General features: G+C 61.7%; 23 protein-coding genes. 4 read left to right on the top strand and 19 right to left on the bottom strand.

Annotation, left to right across the window (positions count from 1 at the left end; translation table 11 throughout):
* Window positions 1-9 precede the first annotated feature (9 nt).
* The 4 genes from RND78_RS24400 to RND78_RS24385 all read right to left on the bottom strand — a co-directional run bounded on the left by RND78_RS24400 (window position 10) and on the right by RND78_RS24385 (window position 1,419).
* Window positions 10-375 (bottom strand): TIGR03745 family integrating conjugative element membrane protein, encoded by a 366-nt coding sequence (locus tag RND78_RS24400; protein ID WP_312732573.1) that lies wholly within the window; start codon window positions 373-375, stop codon window positions 10-12.
* An 18-nt stretch (window positions 376-393) separates the two neighbouring features.
* Entirely contained in the window at window positions 394-633 is a 240-nt protein-coding gene (locus RND78_RS24395) for a TIGR03758 family integrating conjugative element protein (protein WP_312732572.1), read from the bottom strand.
* A complete protein-coding gene (locus RND78_RS24390) occupies window positions 630-983 on the bottom strand; it encodes an RAQPRD family integrative conjugative element protein (protein ID WP_409457116.1) in 354 nt (117 codons plus the stop codon). The genes RND78_RS24395 and RND78_RS24390 overlap by 4 nt, the downstream gene beginning before the upstream one ends.
* 115 nt (window positions 984-1,098) lie before the next feature.
* Window positions 1,099-1,419, bottom strand: a complete 321-nt coding sequence (locus RND78_RS24385) for a hypothetical protein (protein ID WP_312732571.1) — start codon at window positions 1,417-1,419, stop codon at window positions 1,099-1,101.
* 150 nt (window positions 1,420-1,569) lie between these two features.
* Here RND78_RS24385 and RND78_RS24380 point away from each other — a divergent pair, with 150 nt between their 5' ends.
* From RND78_RS24380 to RND78_RS24375, 3 genes are all read left to right on the top strand, one after another.
* Window positions 1,570-1,869 (top strand): hypothetical protein, encoded by a 300-nt coding sequence (locus RND78_RS24380; RefSeq protein ID WP_312732570.1) that lies wholly within the window; start codon window positions 1,570-1,572, stop codon window positions 1,867-1,869.
* Between the two features lie 131 nt (window positions 1,870-2,000).
* Complete coding sequence (locus tag RND78_RS28475) at window positions 2,001-2,363, top strand: response regulator (RefSeq protein ID WP_409457115.1); 363 nt, start codon at window positions 2,001-2,003, stop codon at window positions 2,361-2,363.
* Window positions 2,364-2,822: 459 nt separating this feature from the next.
* On the top strand, window positions 2,823-3,074 hold the full coding sequence (locus RND78_RS24375) for a hypothetical protein (RefSeq protein ID WP_312732569.1): 252 nt from the start codon (window positions 2,823-2,825) through the stop codon (window positions 3,072-3,074).
* A gap of 366 nt (window positions 3,075-3,440) precedes the next feature.
* Here the strand turns inward: RND78_RS24375 and RND78_RS24370 are convergent, their stop codons facing one another.
* From RND78_RS24370 to RND78_RS24300, 15 genes are all read right to left on the bottom strand, one after another.
* Window positions 3,441-3,704, bottom strand: a complete 264-nt coding sequence (locus tag RND78_RS24370) for a hypothetical protein (protein WP_312732568.1) — start codon at window positions 3,702-3,704, stop codon at window positions 3,441-3,443.
* 159 nt (window positions 3,705-3,863) lie between these two features.
* Complete coding sequence (locus tag RND78_RS24365) at window positions 3,864-5,327, bottom strand: UvrD-helicase domain-containing protein (protein WP_312732567.1); 1,464 nt, start codon at window positions 5,325-5,327, stop codon at window positions 3,864-3,866.
* Between the two features lie 107 nt (window positions 5,328-5,434).
* Window positions 5,435-6,181, bottom strand: a complete 747-nt coding sequence (locus RND78_RS24360) for a TIGR03747 family integrating conjugative element membrane protein (protein WP_312732566.1) — start codon at window positions 6,179-6,181, stop codon at window positions 5,435-5,437.
* A complete protein-coding gene (locus tag RND78_RS24355; protein ID WP_312732565.1) occupies window positions 6,181-6,663 on the bottom strand; it encodes a hypothetical protein in 483 nt (160 codons plus the stop codon). The genes RND78_RS24360 and RND78_RS24355 overlap by 1 nt, the downstream gene beginning before the upstream one ends.
* Window positions 6,660-8,825, bottom strand: coding sequence for a type IV conjugative transfer system coupling protein TraD (traD, locus tag RND78_RS24350; RefSeq protein ID WP_312732564.1), 2,166 nt, complete (start codon window positions 8,823-8,825; stop codon window positions 6,660-6,662). Before traD ends, RND78_RS24355 begins: the two co-directional genes overlap by 4 nt.
* Before the next feature lie 2 nt (window positions 8,826-8,827).
* Window positions 8,828-9,136: a hypothetical protein gene (locus RND78_RS24345; protein WP_312732563.1), complete on the bottom strand. Its 309-nt coding sequence runs from the start codon at window positions 9,134-9,136 to the stop codon at window positions 8,828-8,830.
* Window positions 9,137-9,208: 72 nt separating this feature from the next.
* Entirely contained in the window at window positions 9,209-9,703 is a 495-nt protein-coding gene (locus RND78_RS24340) for an integrating conjugative element protein (RefSeq protein WP_312732562.1), read from the bottom strand.
* Window positions 9,700-10,278: a transglycosylase SLT domain-containing protein gene (locus RND78_RS24335; RefSeq protein ID WP_409457114.1), complete on the bottom strand. Its 579-nt coding sequence runs from the start codon at window positions 10,276-10,278 to the stop codon at window positions 9,700-9,702. The genes RND78_RS24340 and RND78_RS24335 overlap by 4 nt, the downstream gene beginning before the upstream one ends.
* Window positions 10,263-11,015: a TIGR03759 family integrating conjugative element protein gene (locus RND78_RS24330; protein WP_312732561.1), complete on the bottom strand. Its 753-nt coding sequence runs from the start codon at window positions 11,013-11,015 to the stop codon at window positions 10,263-10,265. Before RND78_RS24330 ends, RND78_RS24335 begins: the two co-directional genes overlap by 16 nt.
* A gap of 12 nt (window positions 11,016-11,027) precedes the next feature.
* The gene (locus RND78_RS24325; protein ID WP_312732560.1) at window positions 11,028-11,732 is read right to left on the bottom strand and encodes a methyl-accepting chemotaxis protein; all 705 of its coding nucleotides are present in this window, start codon (window positions 11,730-11,732) and stop codon (window positions 11,028-11,030) included.
* A gap of 520 nt (window positions 11,733-12,252) precedes the next feature.
* A complete protein-coding gene (locus tag RND78_RS24320; RefSeq protein WP_312732559.1) occupies window positions 12,253-13,449 on the bottom strand; it encodes an MFS transporter in 1,197 nt (398 codons plus the stop codon).
* 75 nt (window positions 13,450-13,524) lie between these two features.
* Window positions 13,525-14,619, bottom strand: coding sequence for an FAD-dependent oxidoreductase (locus RND78_RS24315; RefSeq protein ID WP_312732594.1), 1,095 nt, complete (start codon window positions 14,617-14,619; stop codon window positions 13,525-13,527).
* A gap of 5 nt (window positions 14,620-14,624) precedes the next feature.
* Window positions 14,625-15,299 carry a cupin domain-containing protein gene (locus RND78_RS24310; protein WP_312732558.1) on the bottom strand — a complete coding sequence of 225 codons (675 nt, stop codon included), beginning with the start codon at window positions 15,297-15,299 and terminating at the stop codon, window positions 14,625-14,627.
* 63 nt (window positions 15,300-15,362) lie between these two features.
* The gene (locus RND78_RS24305; protein WP_312732593.1) at window positions 15,363-15,704 is read right to left on the bottom strand and encodes a carboxymuconolactone decarboxylase family protein; all 342 of its coding nucleotides are present in this window, start codon (window positions 15,702-15,704) and stop codon (window positions 15,363-15,365) included.
* 57 nt (window positions 15,705-15,761) lie between these two features.
* Window positions 15,762-16,535 (bottom strand): SDR family oxidoreductase, encoded by a 774-nt coding sequence (locus tag RND78_RS24300; RefSeq protein WP_312732557.1) that lies wholly within the window; start codon window positions 16,533-16,535, stop codon window positions 15,762-15,764.
* A gap of 174 nt (window positions 16,536-16,709) precedes the next feature.
* Here RND78_RS24300 and gcvA point away from each other — a divergent pair, with 174 nt between their 5' ends.
* Window positions 16,710-17,630 carry a transcriptional regulator GcvA gene (gcvA, locus tag RND78_RS24295; protein ID WP_312732556.1) on the top strand — a complete coding sequence of 307 codons (921 nt, stop codon included), beginning with the start codon at window positions 16,710-16,712 and terminating at the stop codon, window positions 17,628-17,630.
* The last annotated feature ends 1 nt before the right edge of the window (window position 17,631 follow it).

The following is a 17,631-nucleotide window of genomic DNA, read 5'->3' as shown; positions in this document are numbered from 1 at the left end:
CGTCCTGCCTTACATGATGCCGGTGGCTTTGGTGACGATGAAGATCACCAGGCCGATGAGGACGACGCCGATGGTCACCGTCACACCCAGGTCCTTCCAGGTTTTCTTGCCCAGGTGGATCTCGTGGTAGACGGTAATGCCGTGAGCCGCAACGACGATCAGGCAGAGGGCGCACAAGGCCAGCGCGAACAGCGAGATGAGGTCGAATCCGTAGTTTTTTAGTGTCTCCAGCCAGGTAGACCCTTCGCCTCGCGAGGGCGCTTGCGCTTGAGGGAGGGCGGCTTGGCTAATTGCTGGCACTAGCACAGCGCTGGCCAAGGCAAGCTGAGTTTTGGAGCGAACGCCGAGGGCGAACAGACGTTTGAGGGACAGCATGGATTTCTCCTCGAGGGGTTAATGCAAAATGAGCCAGGACAGCACGCAGTAGAGGAGCAGCCCACGAATGAGGGCGCCCTTGGCGGCGGCAGCTTTGAGGTTCTGGTTAGCCCAGCCCTTGTAGAGGCTGATGGAAAGCCAGGCGAACCAGATCGTGGTGATGGCCATGGCCACCGATAGCCAGAAGGTGTTGCTGGCCACCGGCGTAAGGCCGCTGGCCGCCTGAAAGGCAGCGGTCTGCGCGGCGGTCATGCTCATGGCTGGGCGCCTTCGCGCTGGTACTGGCCGGAGAGCTCGGCCGCATCGCGGGGCTGGGCACGGCTTGGGGCTAGGTAGTCCTGCAGGCCCTGGCGGATCCGGGCGATGTCTGCGGCGAGACGGTTGTAATCCAGGTGATAGCGGGAACTGCCATCGCTGGGCAGCTCAGCGCTGCGGCGGGCGACCGCCTCGACGGCGTTGAGCTGGCGAATCATCACGTCGACGTTGGCTTGCTCGCTGGCGGTGCCGGCGGCGTGAGCAGGGTGCGCCAGGAGGCCGATGGCGACGACTAGGCCACTGGCGAGACCAGTGCCGGCGAGAGGCTTGCGAGGGGTAGAGGACGGTTTCACAGCTGGGCCCTGGGCAGCGGGTTGATGCCGCACAGGATGCCGAGGGCCACCAAGGAGGTCAGCGGGAAACCATTACTGCACCCAAATAGGTTGCAAACCCGCTTGGTTACTGACTTTACGCAGAGGTGATGAGGCGCTTGAAAAACAGCAGAAAGCCGGTGGCCACCGCGTAGCCCACGCCCCACCCCTGGTTGCCTTGGGCGGTCTGCTGACCAATCTGGGCGCGGCCTTCCAGCACTGGCTGCACGCTGACCAATTCCCAGCCGTCCGCGCCCAGGGCCTGCAGGCGAGCCTGCCGTTCTGGATCGGCCAGGAAAGCAGCGATGTCAGGGGTGCCGGTCTGCTGCTCGTGCTTGAACATCAGCCAGCCGCGCTCTTGGACGCGGTAGGTGAGGGGGGAGAATTCGGTGTGGTATTCGAAGCGGGCAGGGGACATGGACGGCTCCAGTTCGATGGGGTGGCCATCGTCCTGTGGTCGACAGTAGCCCCACCAGGCCAAACCGTATCTGGGTCTCATGAGGTTACGACGAAAGCCTCGAACGATTCGTCTGGCTATGCTGTCATCAGAAAAATCACGGGAGGTCGTATGACTGACATTGCATTTCTCCCCGAAGAAGCCAAACAACGCTGGCGAGACCTGACCCATGCGATGGCCATCATGGGCTTGGGTCATTTGGCCAAGCTGTACGGGCAGCTCGAAGGCTACATACTGGCCATGCTCGACTTCGGCCGGATCACTGCACCGCAGGGAAGGCAGCTCCTCACGGTGGCGGCCGATCTGTTTGATCAATGTCGTTCAGAGTATCTCAAGCACAAGCAAAAGCCGCGACGGCGCATTGCGCACTCGGTAGCTGTTCAAATGAGGCAGAGCCAGTACGACAACTGAATGCGAGACTTCTTGCACCAGCAGACGAGCGTGTCGCTCAATACCAAGGATTGCCGCTTGGCTCCCAGCTTCAATGTCTCAATAGCCTATGATTGCGAACGTGCAATACGTCATCTAAGAGATCTGTCGACATGAACCGGGTGGTGATAGCTGAAGACGAGGGGCTCTTGGTCGAAATGCTCACCGAGCTATTTGCCGAAGAAGGATTTGTCGTAACTGCTTTCGGGACTGCCGATGAGGCTTGGCGACACTTGAAGGCCCAGCAATCGCCACCGGACCTTCTGTTCACAGACGTCAAAATGCCTGGAAGGATGGATGGCCTTGAGCTGGCTGATGCGTTCTCAGCACTCTGGCCTGCGATACCAGTCGTCATATCCTCAGGTCACGTTCATTCGGCTGAGCATCCACATAGCCAGACGAGTTTTTTGGCCAAGCCCTGGTCGTTTGACGCCCTGAGTAAGGTTTGTCGAAACGTTCGAGCCAGCACTAGCTAGCGTTTCTCTGGGTCGGAGATCATGGGTGGAGAATGCGCATCTCGCCCAGTAGCAGTTTCACGGATTGGCCAGGGGTTCGGCAGATGTTGACGGCTGAGCGCCATTGTTCTGGAGAGATGTCTAACGCTGCGCAAGCCTTCCACGACCACGCTTGCTGGTCCAAATCGTTCAGGCTGCTCCATGGCCATGCAGGCTTGTGATCGTTTGACTGCAGGTACTGTCTTTCTGCCTCACGAGAGACTTTTGCCAGCAGTTGCGCTTGATATTTCTTGGAGTGAGCCACCGCGTTTCGCTCCTTCCTGATAGGGTCATGTACGGTATATCCATACAGTGTCGCACGGGGTTGGAAATTCGTGAAAACACGTCTACTGAATGGTCACCAGTGCCCTATAAGCTTTAGGCTGGGAACCGCTGGAAGCCGCGAGTGCTCGAACTGCGATCATTCATAGAGGCAAGTCCATGGACGCCCTGCGCAACCAGCTATCTGCTCTAGATCCGCCCTTGAAGCATGAATTGGAATTTCAGGGGAACAATCTGGTAATCACCATGATTGATCCGGCAAGGCCTGCAAAGGTTACGCGCACACTGAATCGGTGTCTCATCGACAATACGCCCCTGCTGTATGAGGTGATCCGCGACGCCGTCAACGAGCTGAGAGCCATTGGCTGTCATCCGCCAATCAGCGAACGCGAGATTTTCCCTGACAACTAGCAGCGTGCCTGATCCCCTTTCGGTGCTCCCTGAATTACGTCTGACGCCCGATTGCGCTTGATCGAAGCGACGACCTGTCTGGCATCCTATGCACCACCCCCTATTCGAGGGGAGGTAGGGATCAGTCATGCTGCCGAAGTACCATTCTCGCTTCTTGCACTACATTTCCGGCTTCTTTCCAGAGAGCTTCCGTGTCGAGGTGACACTCACCCTCGACAATAACGAGGCCATGGCTATTGATATCGCAACGCCAGCAGGGGAGGTAGCTCGGTGTGAGACAACAGAGACCCAGGCCCTCGACGTCATGGCAATGGGCGAAATTGCTCAGGCACTCAAGATGCGAGTTGGCGTGAGGGATGGAGCGGATCAGTTGACCAGCGTTCGAAGCAGTGCCGTTTCGCTTTCCTCGATATCCAGCAGCGCAGTGCGTGCATCTTCGGTCAACCCACTCTGCTTCAGATGAGCAAGTTGCACTAAGGTCGACAGCGCTATGTGGTTTTCTTCAAAAGCCTCGGCATCTTCGGCGGTGACGCTTCGCTGTTGACGTTTGGCACTGTAGCCCAGCACATCGGCCAGACAGTTGGTGGCGATGTCGATCAGCGTTTGCTCCAACTGGGTGATGGTGCTCATAGATCAATTTCCTTGTCGCCGAAGACATCGGCGAGTGGAGATGGGGAAGTTGAAGCGTAGCCCAACGCTGCTACGAATAATGTCCATGCCTAGTCCTTACGTCGGACCACACAGCGTAGGCAGCTATCTGACTTCGCTACTTCTCAGGTCAGCACCTACTTATCGGAACCACGCTAGGCTTCCATTCAGCTCCTTGTAGCGCTGCATGATGTCGATCACCAGCGAGTTCACTGCCAGGATCTGCATGGCCCGGGTCACTGAGACGTACAGCAGGTTCAGCTCATCGTCGCGGCTGGCCCGATCGATCTCGGGTGCCAGCGGATCCGCACTGAAATCGTCGTACAGCCCCACGAAGTCCCACTCCAGGCCCTTGGCTTTGTGCGCGGTCGTCAAGGTGACCGTGGCGTCCAGTTCGCTGGCCACCGCGCAGCGCCGCAGCTGCTCTATGCGCTTGGGCAGGTCGAAGTAGGCCTCGATGATCCGCACCGAGCGCTGCATCTCCGGATCCTGAGTGGCCTTGGCAATTTCCTGGTACTGCTCGTAGTCACGATAGTCGCGTAGGAGCTTTTTCTGCTGCACCAGGTCAGTGCGACCTCGGCTGAACTGGAACAGGTCTTCGAGCTCGCGCAGCGAGTAGCTGTCGATCCCGCCGATCCAGAACATGCGGTGGCCACCCTGTTTCTCTAGGCGTAGGGCGTTCTCGATCACGCCGCTGACCGTGCGATGCAGCCAGGTCCGGTGGGCGAGGTCCTCAGGCAGCGAGCGCTTCACCAGGGTGCGCTGGCCGAGGCCCTGCAGCTTCACCGTCTCGCCCTTGAACGACAGGACGACGTTGGCCACATGGGCTACGGCAGGACCGAATCGAAATGACTGGGTCAGGTAGTGCTTCTCGGCGTCGGCCATCCAGGCCGCGCTGAGGGCATCTTGGGCACCACGAAAGCGGTAGAGCTGCTGGTGGCGATCGCCGACCATCACCTGGATGATGCGCTGCCGCTGCACCAGGTCGGCGATCACTGGATTCACGTCCTGGCCCTCATCGAGCAGGATGGCGCCGAAGCGGTTGGAGAGGTCCGGCCGGCTCATCTGGTACAGCTTGAGATAGCCGTCGTGGGTGATCTGCACGCCGGCATCCTGCAGGTCGATCATGCGCTTCCAGACGCTGATGGCCATCCCCACCACCTGGGTGATGCGCCGCTCCTGCAGCGGCGTCAGACCGCGGCCGTCGTAGCGGGCGAAGTGACGACGGTCCAGGGCCATGTCGGCGCTGGCCATGAAGGTGTTGAGCGTATTGACGACGTCCCTGGCCAGCTCCCAGTCCTGGGTGTTCAGCACTCGGGCGACCTCGGTGATGCGCAGGTTGCCGGCCTGCTTGTGCTGGTACTGGGTCCCATAGACCGCGTAGGCCAGGCCGTGGCCGGTCTTGCAGGTGACGTTGCGCGGAAAGCGATTCTTCGCCGCCATCTCCACCGACTTGTTGTAGCAGAGGTAGAGCATCTGCACGTCCGCATGGGCGCTGGCATAGCCCACCAGGGTGGTGGTCTTGCCGGTGCCGGCGAAAGCCTGGATCAGTAGCTTGCGTGCGTTTGACGCGATGGCGGGGGCTTGCTCGGGGGTCCACTGCATGGGTAGCTCCAGATCGGCTGGGACAGGGTAGCAATACCACCCCTGCATATTCATAGGTGTGAGGCTGCTCCTTTTGGCTAAGTTGCGGCCGCGGAGCATGCCGGCGACTACAGGTACTTCTTGAACGAGGCGGTCGTGAGGTTCACTGACAGGGCCAGCAGGGCGGCACAGGGCAGCAGCACTAGGAGCGGGCTCACGCTGAACGGCAAGGCGAGGTACAGCGACCAGGGCAGCAGGGCCAGCGGCAGCATGGTGCTGCGGGCCTTGTGGTAGAAGTAGCTCGACTCGCGGCCCGCGCTGAACTTGCGGATGTCCCGCCGCACCAGGCCGTCGATGAAGCCGACCAGGGCGGCCATGGCGAAGAGCGGCACAGCGAGCACCAAGATCACCAGGCGCACGCAGAATACCAACACGGTGAAGAGCGCAGACAAGCCGTAGGTCTGCACCGTAGTGATGCCCTGCGCGGCCATGTAGCGCAGATCCAGCTCGCCCCTCGGGCCGGCGGCGGCCAGCTGCTGCATGCCGGTCAGCCACTGGATCAGCCTGGTCTTCACGAACAGCCAGTCATAGAGCAGTCCGACCAGCCAGGTGGCCGTGCGTCCGGGTTCCTGGACGACCACACTGGTCAGGAAGCCCTGGGACAGCCAGGCCAGCTCGTGATCGAGCATGCCCTTGGCGTGGTGCCAGCCGGCCTCTGGCCAGAGGAAGTAGAGGCAGAGCCAGTCCACCAGGATGGCGCCGCCCAGGGACAGGAACATCACGCCGATGAAATGGAAGGGGAAGCTGAGCACCGACCCGATGAAGGTCTGCTCCTTGACCTGTTGCTGCTGGGCGCGCTGGGCGACGTCGGCCATTATCGGCGTCCTCTGGTGCCGGCGCTGGCGCGGCGGGCGATGGAAAAGAGCGCCTGGCGCTCGGCGGCGAGATCCGGCTGATGCTGGAAGGCTTCCCACTCGGTGCCGCCGGCTCGCCCTGCCGGCGGCCACAGGTTGCCGCGCGGCCGCACTACCTCGGTCACCTGGCGGCCGGTGGCTACCAGCAGGCCCCACCCCGATGGGAGATCCGCCTCCTGCAGCAGCCCCTCGGGACAGAGGTAGAAGCGGTAGAGCCCAAGGCCGCCGACGGCATGCTCGGGCTTGTTGCGATCGGCCAGGAAGTCAGCGCGGCTGGTCTTCACTTCGATCAACGTCGAGCAGTTGCTGCGAAAGCCCAGCACATCCGGCTGCTCGCGTGAGCCAAAGCAACGCAGCTCGGTGGCGACGAGGGGAAAGCCCTGCCGGCGCAGCCAGGCGGCGCCCAGGGCGACAAGGCGGGCATGATCGAGGTCGCTGGTCATGCCGCGTCTCCTTCGTCAACGGCGCCTTGGGCCATCTGCCGGAAGTCGTCCTGCAGGTCCATGGGTAGGTCGTCTGCGACCCGGCGCTGGCCAGGAGCTTCCCACCACTCACTGCTGGTGGCCTGACCCACCTGGTAGGCCTTGCGCATCTTCTCCGCGAGCTCCTGCAGGTCCTTGGGCATCGCTTCATCCGGATCCACCGCCGGCAACGGCATCCGCACCTTCCACAGGTTGCCGCCCTCGATCAGCGCGTAGCACTGGCCCTTGGGTAGCCCGACCACATGAGCAGGCTCCAGCATGGGCACGCTGGTAGCGCTGAGCTGGTCATGGGTGTTGGAGGTGAAGGCGGTCTTGCCGTTGACGGCGTCGCTCGCGCTGCTTGCCGGCGTGGCGGTGAAGACCTGTACCTTGGGCAGCTGATTGGTCAGCAGCTCGGCTGTAGCCGTCTCCCGCACCCGTAGCATGAAGAGGTTGTTGAAGTTGCCGATGATCTGCCCGGCCTTGGCGCGGTTGCCGATCTTGGCCTCGATGTCGGACAGGGTCTGGGTGTAGGCCGTGACCTGCAGGCCGGCACCGCCGCCCTTGTTGATCATGGGAATGAACTCATCGCCGATCAGCTCGTTGAACTCGTCGGCGTGCAGGTTGATGGCCACCTTGCCGCTGGCCTCCCCGGGCAAGCCATCATCGATGCCGTACTTGTAGATGTGACCGGCAACCGAGACCAGGTCCGAGAACATGGAGTTGCCAACCGCCGCGGCGACCTCGGTGTCGGAAAGGGCGTCTAGGCCCACGTAGACTACGGCGCGTTTGCGCACCACCTGCATCCAGTCGAAGATCGGCCGCGGGTCGTTGACGTCGTGGTAGTCCGGGGCGATCAGCTCGGCCATGCGGCCGGTGGTGAGTTTCTCCAACAGCGGCAGCAGCGAGGCGACGATCTTGTCGAAGTAGGTCTTGTCGTAGCGCACCGCGCTGCGTAGGCCATCCATGACCGGATCCAACACGCGCGTCTGGTTCAGGTACTGATCGATGGCGATGACCCTCAGCGGCCGGCCCTTCATGTTGAAGGGGACGTTCTTGTCGTTGAGCTTGCTCTCGATGAAGATGATCTTCTCCCAGGCCTTGGGATCGTGCTCGTCGAAGTATTTCTGGGCGTACTCCAGGAACAGCCCTTCGATGTTGATCACGTGCTGCTGAATCTGCAGGTAGTCCGGCCGGCGGCCGAGGGCGACCAGGGCCCGGGCGATGATGTTGACGAATCGCCAGGCGAATTCCTTGAACGCCGCCGAGTTGCCCTCGCTGGATAGCTGGCCGGCGACGCGTGTGGCTACCTCCGAGATCCGGCCAAAGCGGCCCACTGCGTTGTAGCGCGCGGACTGGTCCGGCCAGCCCAGGTGGAAGACGTAGAACTCGTTGGCCCGCCCAGCGCGTTCGCACTCGACGTACATGCGCTTGAGCAGGTCGGCATCGCCCTTGGGATCGAAGACGATCACCACCTCGTGCTGGCCGCGCCGCTTGCGGCGGATGTCCTGGGTGATGAAGAGCTCGGCCAGGCGCGTCTTGCCGACCCGAGTGGTGCCCAGGACGATGGAGTGACCCACTCGCTCGCCCAGCGGCAGGGTAACGTCGTGCTCCTCGGGCTCAATGCCATGCAGGCGAGGAAGGCCGCCCACTGGGGGCAGCGGCCGGAACGGGTTTGCAGCATTATCCCAGGCGGTAGCCTTGGCCAGCAGGGTGAGCGGGAAGGGCGCGAACTCCAGGCGCGCCTCGAGGCGCCGGGCCTTGTTGGTCCACTCTGACGGCTCGACATAGGGCGCGTACTGGGGCAGGTAGGTGTCGACCAGGCGCTGGGTGTGCTTCTGCTCCCAGCGAAAGCCCTTGCCCACGAATAGCCGTTCATTGCTGACCGGGATCTCCTTGCTGGTCATGCTGTAGAACGACAGGCGCCGGATGTTGCGCCGGTAGCGCAGCACGCGCAGCGCCTGGCGGAAGCGGTAGGTGCCGAAGGCAAGAAAGGCGACGGCTGTGACCAGGCCGAACAGCGGTGTCAGGGCGACGGCCCAAGGCGCGAAGACGCACAGAAAGGCCATGGCCAGGCACACTTGGACCGTGTAGAGCTCAACGGCAGGGCGCAACAGCGTGTCCAGTGCATGATTGCGGGCCATAGCTAGCGCTCCTGCCCGTCAGCGCCTGGCAAGGGCAGTTCAGCGGCATGTTCCCTGCGGATCACTTCTGCTTCGTCACGCGGTAGCGCTGCTTCGAAACGCTCGCAGAGGGTTATCTCATCATCCATTGAGCGTCCGGTGATCTCGCCGCCATGGAGATCGACCAGAACTTCGACGTCACCTGCCAGGGCAGCACGTGCTTTTTCATTGTCAGGTAGACGAATGACCATCGTCAGATAGAACGAAGCACCTGACCGTGTTGGGCCAAAGGTGACGTGATGACCGAAGTCTTCGTTCTGAAGTTGGCTCACCTCAGGCGCATCCTGCTTCAGGGCACTTGCAGCGGCTCGGTGTGGAACCTGAGATCTGGGCATTGGGACGTCCTATTGCTCAAGGGCAGTGGGGGTGATGAGCACCGGGTAATGGGCAAGGCCCAGGCGAGCGGCTAGGTCATCGCCGACGACAGGGCTGACGGCCAGGCCGCCGGTCCAGCTGCGGATCACCGCCAGGCGTTCGGCACTGGTGACGTTGACGGCCAGGCCAACGGCGCCGAGGCGCTGTAGGGTCTTTCCCCGGCTGGCCAGCCACCGGCGAGACAACTCGTCGTCGCCGACCAGGAAGAAGGGCTGCAGGCCGGGCGCATTGAGTGCGCGACCCTGGACCGTACCCGGTGTCAGCCGCTGCGATCGCACCGGGAAACCCTGCGCCATGCTGGGCTGCGGCACCGGTGCCTGGCGCTGCGTAGGCACAGGCTCCGGATTCAGGCCCTGGTAGTAGGGCAGGGCGGAGACGCCGCCACGGTCTTCGACTACGGTGAGGCTGGTCGCCTGGGCGGCCAGCGGTAAGAGCAGGGTGAGGAGCGTGAGGATCTGCTTCATGGATTCGAGGCCAGTAGATTCAGGCCGGTGACCCGGCTCAGGTGTTTGGCGAAGAGCTCGCGGTACTTGGCGGCAGGGGCGCCGCCGGCGGGGCGGTGGTAGCGGCCGGCGACGTTGATCCAGTCGCCGCCCTGGGCGCGCAGCTCAGCCAGCATCCGGGCTGCGACTTCTAGGTTCTTGTAAGGATTGAGCGCCTCGCAGGGCGAGACGCCGCTGCCGAAGCGGTGGCCGTTCCAGCCCATGTTGACCTGGGCGATGCCGACGTCGACGCGCTTGGCGCCGGCGGTGCTCAACGCGACCAACAGAGCGGTGCAGGCATCGGCGCGGGTGGCGAAGCGATAGCCGGCGCCGGCGACATTGAGCGTCCAGGGCCAGGGAACCAGCTGCGCGCCCCTGCCGTGCAGTCGGGTACCACTCTCCTGCAGAGCCAACGAGTACAGCACCTCGGATGGGATGCCCGCCTGATGGGCAGCCAGCTGATAGGCGGGCGGCGGTGTTTCGGACCCCTGGACGCCGATCGCAAGTGCCTGCAGGATCACGCCGGTGCCGAACGCCTTGATCATTGCCGTAGCCATTGCCCATTCACCTCGCGGACAACGGCCGGCAGCTCGCCGCCGAGGCCCAGCTGGACCCAGCGGCCGGCGTCGTGGTTGAGCGTGATCTGCCGTCCGCGCACCTTGGCTGGATCGACGCCAGCGAGCACGGCCCAGCGGCGGATCCGGGCATCGTCGTTCTGACTGCCGATCAGGTAGAGGTCGAAGGCCTGGCCTGCGCTCTGCAGCGCCTGAACCCGCTCGGTGCAGGCGGCGCAGCTATCGGTCACGAACACGGCAAGCCGCCCATTGCCGCGGACGGCCGGGCTGGCCTGAGGCGCTGCCTGGCCACCGGCCTGCACCGGCTGCAGGTTCGGGTAGAGGCGATTCCAGGCTTCGCGGTAGGCCTGGTCATAGGCCAGCTCCTTCTGCACCCGCTGCGCCTCGGCGCGAACCTGCAGCTCGGCATAGCGGCGTCGCTCGGCATCGGATTGGGCTTCGATGCCCAGCGCGGTGAGCGGATCCAGGCCAGGTGAGTAGACGCCACGGCTGCCTTGCATCAGGGTCCGGTAGCGCTGGAATTCCTGACTGCTCAGGCCCCATTCCTGGGCGATGGCGCTGTCGTTACGCTGGACCGCGCTTTGACGCTCAGCGCTACCTGTTTCGCCGGAGAATACTTGGGGGGCGACAAGGTCTGCGGTGAGTGCCGGCGCGGATGGCGAGAGCAGGATGAGGGCGATCGCAAGGCTCGCCGGGAAGAGAGGGGACTGGGGGCGCATGAGTTGCCTCTACTACTTGACGGAAAGGGTGCGGGTCGCGCCGTCGACGCTGAACTGCGCCTGGCGGTCGTCGAGATTGGCCAGCCGCCAGCGGGTGCCGCCGACGTTGTCGCCCGGGCGCACCAGGTAGAGCTCGCTGAGCTGGGTGCTGCCGGGCGGAGCGACGGAGAGGAAGCGCTCACCTCCGCGGTACTCGATGCCGACTACCGTGAAGGGAGGAGGCGTCTCGATCGGCTTGGCCGGCTCGGACTTACGCGCGGTCGCCGGCGCGCTGCGCTGCTTAGGCACGATCAGTGGAGGCGGCGCCTTGGCGGGCTCCACTGCTTTTTTGCGCAGGTCCCCCAGATCGTTTTGCAGGCCTTCGAGCTTGGCCTCGAGGACGACCAGGTCGCCGGACTGGGCCATCCCCTGGAGCGCGGTTTGATTGGCGCGCTGGATCTCTACCAGCATCGCCTGGGCGGTATCAATACGCTGTGACAGTGCCTGCTGACTCGCCCGGAAGTCCGCATCCTGGACCGGCTTGCCACCGGCGAAGCCATCCATCTGGTCCTGCATCTTGTCCATACGCTGGGTAATGGCGTGGACCGTGTTCTGGTCAGCCGTAGCGTTCAGGTCGCGATTGACATGGGACAGCTCAACGTAGAGATACAGGCACGCACCAGACAAGGCCGCAAAGCCGGTTGCGACGAGCGATTGAGATAGGGAAGGGCGCTTCATAGGGGACCTCGCACAGGATGCCGTGCACGGTCGCAGAAGCGTTGAAGGGGGTCAGCAGGAAACCTTATCCAGGTCTCAGGAGGTTAGGTTTCGGGGTTGAAGAGGCCATAGGTCGCCCTATGGCCAGCGGCTGAAAACAGACTGGGTATGATGCTCGCTTTGGCTGAGAGGGCCACCGGGGTGCTAGTGATTCGGCTGGAAAAAGGTGGGGTGATCAATCTCGAGCGCCAACTGACTACCTCGAATGGGTACGGTATCTGGGAGTACCATCGGAGCCAGAGCTCGACGATGTATAGGCCCGATTTCACGGTCTATCGGCACGTGGCGATAAAGCCGGCTGATCCACAGGCTGGACAGCAGGTGAGCGTGGCGATCTGCCTTCTTGGGACTCCCGAAAGTGAGTGGAAGCCATTCCGGACAGGAGTCGCAGGTTTCGATGGGGTGTGAGCTTGATTCTTTCTGAATCAGACTAGATTTGCGCGATGCATGCCGAGTGGGGCTACCGATTAAGTATTTGCATTCAAACGATTTTGTGAATGCCGGTGGCTGCTTTCAGTGCAAGCAATGCTATCAGTAACGGCACGAAAGCCACCCATAGCACGACCTGCCAGCCATAAGCGCTTAGCAGTCCACCTGATGAAAATGAGCCAATCGTCATCACGCCAAATACGATGAAGTCATTCAGCGACTGCACCTGCGTCTTCTCCTCTGGGCGATGACAGTCGAGCACCAGAGCAGAAGCGCCGAGAAAGCCAAAATTCCACCCTAGTCCCAGTAGTACGAGCAGCAGGTAGAAGTGCGGGATGTCCGAGCCTGCCGTGCCTACCAAAGCTGAGATACCGGTTAGCAGCAGTCCAAGGAAGGCTATTCGAGATGCGCCGAAGCGAGAGATCAGGCGTCCGGTGAAGAAACTCGGGGCGTACATGGCGATCACGTGCCACTGCAGCCCTGAGTTCGACTGCTGTTGCGAATGACCAAGCAGGTGCATGGCTAGGGGTGCCGCGGTCATCAGGAAATTCATCAGCAGGTAGGAAACGGCGCCGCAGGTCACAGCCGCGATGAAGGAGGGCTGCCGGACGATTTCGGCGATTGACCTTCCTGCGCCCGCAGCCTTTTGTTCGAGCGCTGGTAGGCGCACGCCCAACAAGATAAAAGCGGAAAGCAGAGCAGCGATGCTCTGAAAAAAGAAGGTGGCCGCAAAGATATGCGCGGGCCAGAGATTCATCGTCCAAGTCACCAGCTGGGGGCCCACGACGCCAGCCGCGACGCCACCGGCCATGACTAGCGATAGCGCTTGAGGACGTTTCTCTGGTGCAACCCCGTCTGTAGCCGCGAAGCGGAAAGACAGTACTACTGCGGCGTAGCCTCCCCCAAAGAAGGTAGCCAGGCAGAACAGCCAGAACGAGCTGAGCATGATCGCCAGCATGGCCAATAGTCCGGCGAGAACACCGGCGCCGGTGCCCAACAGGAAAGCAGCCCTGCGCCCGTGATGTTGTGCATATCGGCCTACCGGCAGGATACAGGCCGCCATCCCTACGACAAAGATCGAGATCGGCAAGGTTGCTAGCCAGGATGCAGGGGCCAGGGAGTTGCCTACGATTGCGCCGGTGGCATAGATGACCACGGCATTGGCACCGGCTAGCGCCTGCGCCACCATCAAGCGCCAGATGTTGCCTCGCTGCGCGTGCTCAGACAGGACAATGGCGTCCTCGCTCATGGGAAACGTCCTTTAGGTTCGATAGGTGAATTCAACGAGTGAAGTGCGGGAAGGTCGGCCAGGTACGCTGTCTGGCTATCGACGACGCAGATGCTGGATACCCAGATTTGCGGCTTCCAAAGCACCTGCCAGATAGCCTGGATAGTTCGTTGACCACTCGCTTCCAATGCCGATCAGGTGATCAGTCCAAGGCGTACCGACTGCGCGCTGCCATGGCGCCTCGGTGTGATGAGGACTGGCGTGCCAGTCGGAGGCCGTAGCGGTCAGCGGATCCTGAGCCCAGTCCTTGAAATAGGTCATTGTCGGCTCGGCAGCTTGGGGCCCGAACAGGCGCACGAGCTGGCGTTGGCACAGCATCTCCAGGTGGCGCGCATCTACCTGCTGGCGAGCGGTGGCGTCCACCCCCAGGAATCCGAACAAGGCAGCAGGGCCGGAAGGAGTGCTTGCATCGTGGATCTCGGCCATGGGGCCTATTGCACTACGGGCTAGACCTGATAATCCGTCTTGCCGCCAGAACGGGGTGGGATAGACGGCGACAAACTTCGCATGTGGCGCCATCCAGGTTGGCGTCTGTTGCCATTGCCTGACCAAGTCAGACGGCAGCGGCGGCGAGCATTCAATCGTTCCGATGAAAAGGCGGGGCGGCATCGCCAGCAGTACTTGGTCTGCTGACCAGGAAGCGATACGACCATCAGGATCTCGGGTTTCTAGGATCACATGGCCACCCGCAAGGGTCAGTTTGCGCAGCAGCTGGCCTCTCATCAGTCGGCTTGGATTCAACTGCATCCGGATGGCGTCGATTAAGGCAGCCATGCCGCCTTCCAGCCGCATGGACACGGGCGCGGAGCCATAGCCTGAGACGCGCTGGGCAGGTGCATCGCCTCTGCGTTCAAGCAGGATCTCTCCCTGCTCATGTTGCTCGAATCGGGTAAGCCCAAGTTCAGTCACAAGTTGGTCGAGGTTCGGCTGATAGTCAGGCCAGAACCAGGAGGGGCCCATGTCAAAGGCGCCACCCATCAAGCCTTGCGCGTCGACCGTGATAGCGGACGAAACACGGCCTCCCAGGCGATCCCGGGCTTCCAGAAGAACGTAATCGGTAATGCCTTGTCGTTCGAGAAGCAACGCTGCATACAGGCCGCTAAGGCCACCTCCGATGATGGCGATACGCACTGTGTTCAAGAAACGGCCTCCGACGGTAGACCTATCAGCCTGCCGCTACGCATGTAAATTTTCGCACCTTCGTCTCCGGTAATCACAGCGGCTTGGTCACTGCCCGGAAATCGCAGCCAGCTCCCAGCTTTGTAATGAAGCCCGTCTTCGATCAGGGCGCCTGCCAGAACGAGGATCTCTGCATTCCGGAGGGGATGCTCAAACAAGGGGGAGTGCGGTCTGATTTTTTGCAGGCATACCAGCTCACCGGCTCTGTCGAGCAATGTGCATATTTCACGCATCCCACTTTCCCGCCAGTGCTTCGGGTCATTGGTATCTACGCGTATTGCCTGAGTTTCCTCAGGGCTCATCTGCCAGAGTTTGACGAAGAGGGTGGCACCAGTTGGGCTTGAGGGGACATGGCTGGATCTGGGCGGGCTTCGTAGGTACCAGCCCGCGGGGTAGGGTATGCCGTCTTCCACAAACTCGCCTTTTAGCACCAGGATTTCCTCACCTCCTGGGTGCCGGTGAGCAGGGAAGCTGGATCCCGGGGCGTAGCGAACAATGCTGGTGGCCCGCGCCTTCTCTGCGCCGATTCGATCGAGCATCACCCGTTCCACGCCAGGTTGTGGTGAAGGCACCCATTCGTATCTGTCAGCTCGGACGATGGCGCGCTGGTTGAAGTCGGCGTTGATCAGCATGGGGGCCTCCAAGAAAACGAATCAGGCTTGGCGCACTCCGTTGAGAATCGCCAAGCCCGATGCTCAGGCAGTGGGCAGTTGCGCGTGCGCTTCGAGGACGCGTGTGGAATAGACCAGCGCTGCTCCAGCATTGAGGGCGATAGCCACCCCCAGCGCTTCGGCGATCTCGCCGCGCGTCGCGCCGTGCTCAGCAGCCTTTTGGGTATGGACGCTGATGCAGCCATCGCAGCGCGTGGTGACAGCGACGGCAAGAGCGATCAGCTCGTGCGTCTTGGCGTCCAGATGCCCAGTCTTGGCCGCAGCGCCGTCCATCATGGTCAGACCCCGGACAATGTCAGGGCTCTGTTTGGCGTAGTCACCGACGCGGGCCAAAAGGGCGTCACGGTAGGCGTTCCAGTCTTGCATCATGGTAGCTATCTCCTGATCTCAGAGGGCGCCTGTCCAGGCAGGCGCCATTCAGCCTTAGTTGCGGCCTGCCATAACGCCACCGTCCACATCCCACACCGCGCCGGTGACCCAGCTCGCCTTCTCGGACAGCAGGAAGACCACCGCCTCGGCAACGTCTTCCGGCGTGCCTACGCGGCCAATCGGGTGGAAGCTGTTGAAGCCCTGGAGCGCGGAATGGACTTCAGCCTTGGGAATGAAGCCTTCGTAGATCGGCGTCTGAACCACAGCAGGCGAAACGGCGTTCACACGGATGTGCCTGGCAGCGAGTTCCATGGCCAGATGCTGGGTCAGTGAATGCAGACCGGCCTTGGCCATGGAGTAGGCAGAAGAGGGCGTGGCGGCGATCGCCTGCTTGGCCCACATCGAACCGATGTTGACGATGGCGCCGGGCCGACCCTTAGCCACCAGGTTGGCAGCGACTTTCTGGGTGATGAAGAAGGTCGCTTTGTTCAGCTGCATGTACTGGTCATAGTCAGCGTCCTGGTGCTCCAGGAAGGGTTTGGGGAAAAAGACCCCGGCAGCGTTGACCAGCAGATCCACATCGGCGTGGTGCTGATCAATCTCACGCAACAGATCGGTCAGGCCCTGAGCGGTGGTCAGATTGGCAACGAGGGCACTGACGGTGCCCAAAGGTGCCAGCTCCTGCCGCGCCTGCTCGGTTTTTTCCGGGCGGCTCCCCACGATTACAACGCTACCGCCTTGCTCCAGCACCAGGCGGGCTGTTTGCAGACCCATACCACTTGTACCACCGATAACCAGCAGCTTCTTACCCTGGAATTGCTTGCTCATAAGCACCTCGAAACGTGGGAGAGATTGATGCAGTGGCACGTCAGCTCTAAGGTTCATTCGTAGTGATGAGCTGAGCGCCTGCGCCGCGATGTAACGAGGTGAAGTATCTGGGTGCTATGGATTGCGCGACAAACGAGATAAAGTTTTCCTCCGTTAAACAAATTCTTTAGTGATATGAAATCTATCGTTCATCTCAATGCGCTACGCGCCTTTGAAGCGAGTGCTCGCCATCAAAGCTTTTCTGCTGCTGCCAACGAGCTTAATGTCACGCCGGCCGCAGTCGGCCAGTTGGTCAGAACGCTGGAACAATGGCTAGGTACCGCGCTGTTTCATCGCAGCAATTCGGGAAAGGTGAGATTGATCGCGACAGAGGCAGCTGAGGCGGCACTGCCTGATATTCGGGCAGGTTTAGAGCGGCTATCGCTGGGGCTCGAACGACTGAAGGAAAACACCTATGGGGGCGTCCTGACCGTAACGGTCAGCCCTGCCTTTGCCGCCAAATGGCTACTTCCGCGTATCGAAAGCTTCCATAGCGCCTGGCCTGATATCGACCTTCGACTCGACACCCAGCTCAGGGCGGTTGACTTCCAAGCGCAGCGGATCGACATCGGCGTGCGGTATGGCGGCGGTAGTTGGCCTGGGGTGATTGCCGAAAAGTGGCTGGATGAAGTGGTGTATCCAGTGTGCGCACCGGCGCTAGCGGCAGTGCAGGCCGATCTGCAGCGTCCGCTTGACCTGGCGAGTCACACCTTGATTCACGACTTGTCGATGGATAGCCAAAGCGGCTTCACGACCTGGGAGACCTGGTTTGAGAGCGTCACGGGAAAGAAGCTGACCGTGGAGCGCGGACTGAAGATCAACAATTCGGCGGCGGTACTGCAGGCCGCCATTGATGGACAAGGGATCGCACTCGCTCGTGGTGTCATGGCGCAGGATGACCTGGCTGCCGGTCGTCTGATACGACTATTTCCGACAGTGACCTTCGCATCGCCATTGGCCTACTACATCGTCTATCGTCCTGACGGTAGCGATCGCCCCAAGGTAAAGGCCTTTCGGGACTGGATGTTCGGGTGCGCTTCCCGCTCTGCGGGGTGAG

This window comes from Pseudomonas oryzihabitans, from assembly GCF_032027545.1.
GTDB classification, from domain to species: Bacteria; Pseudomonadota; Gammaproteobacteria; order Pseudomonadales; family Pseudomonadaceae; genus Chryseomonas; species Chryseomonas oryzihabitans_F.
This window is presented reverse-complemented; position numbering and strand designations above follow the sequence as displayed.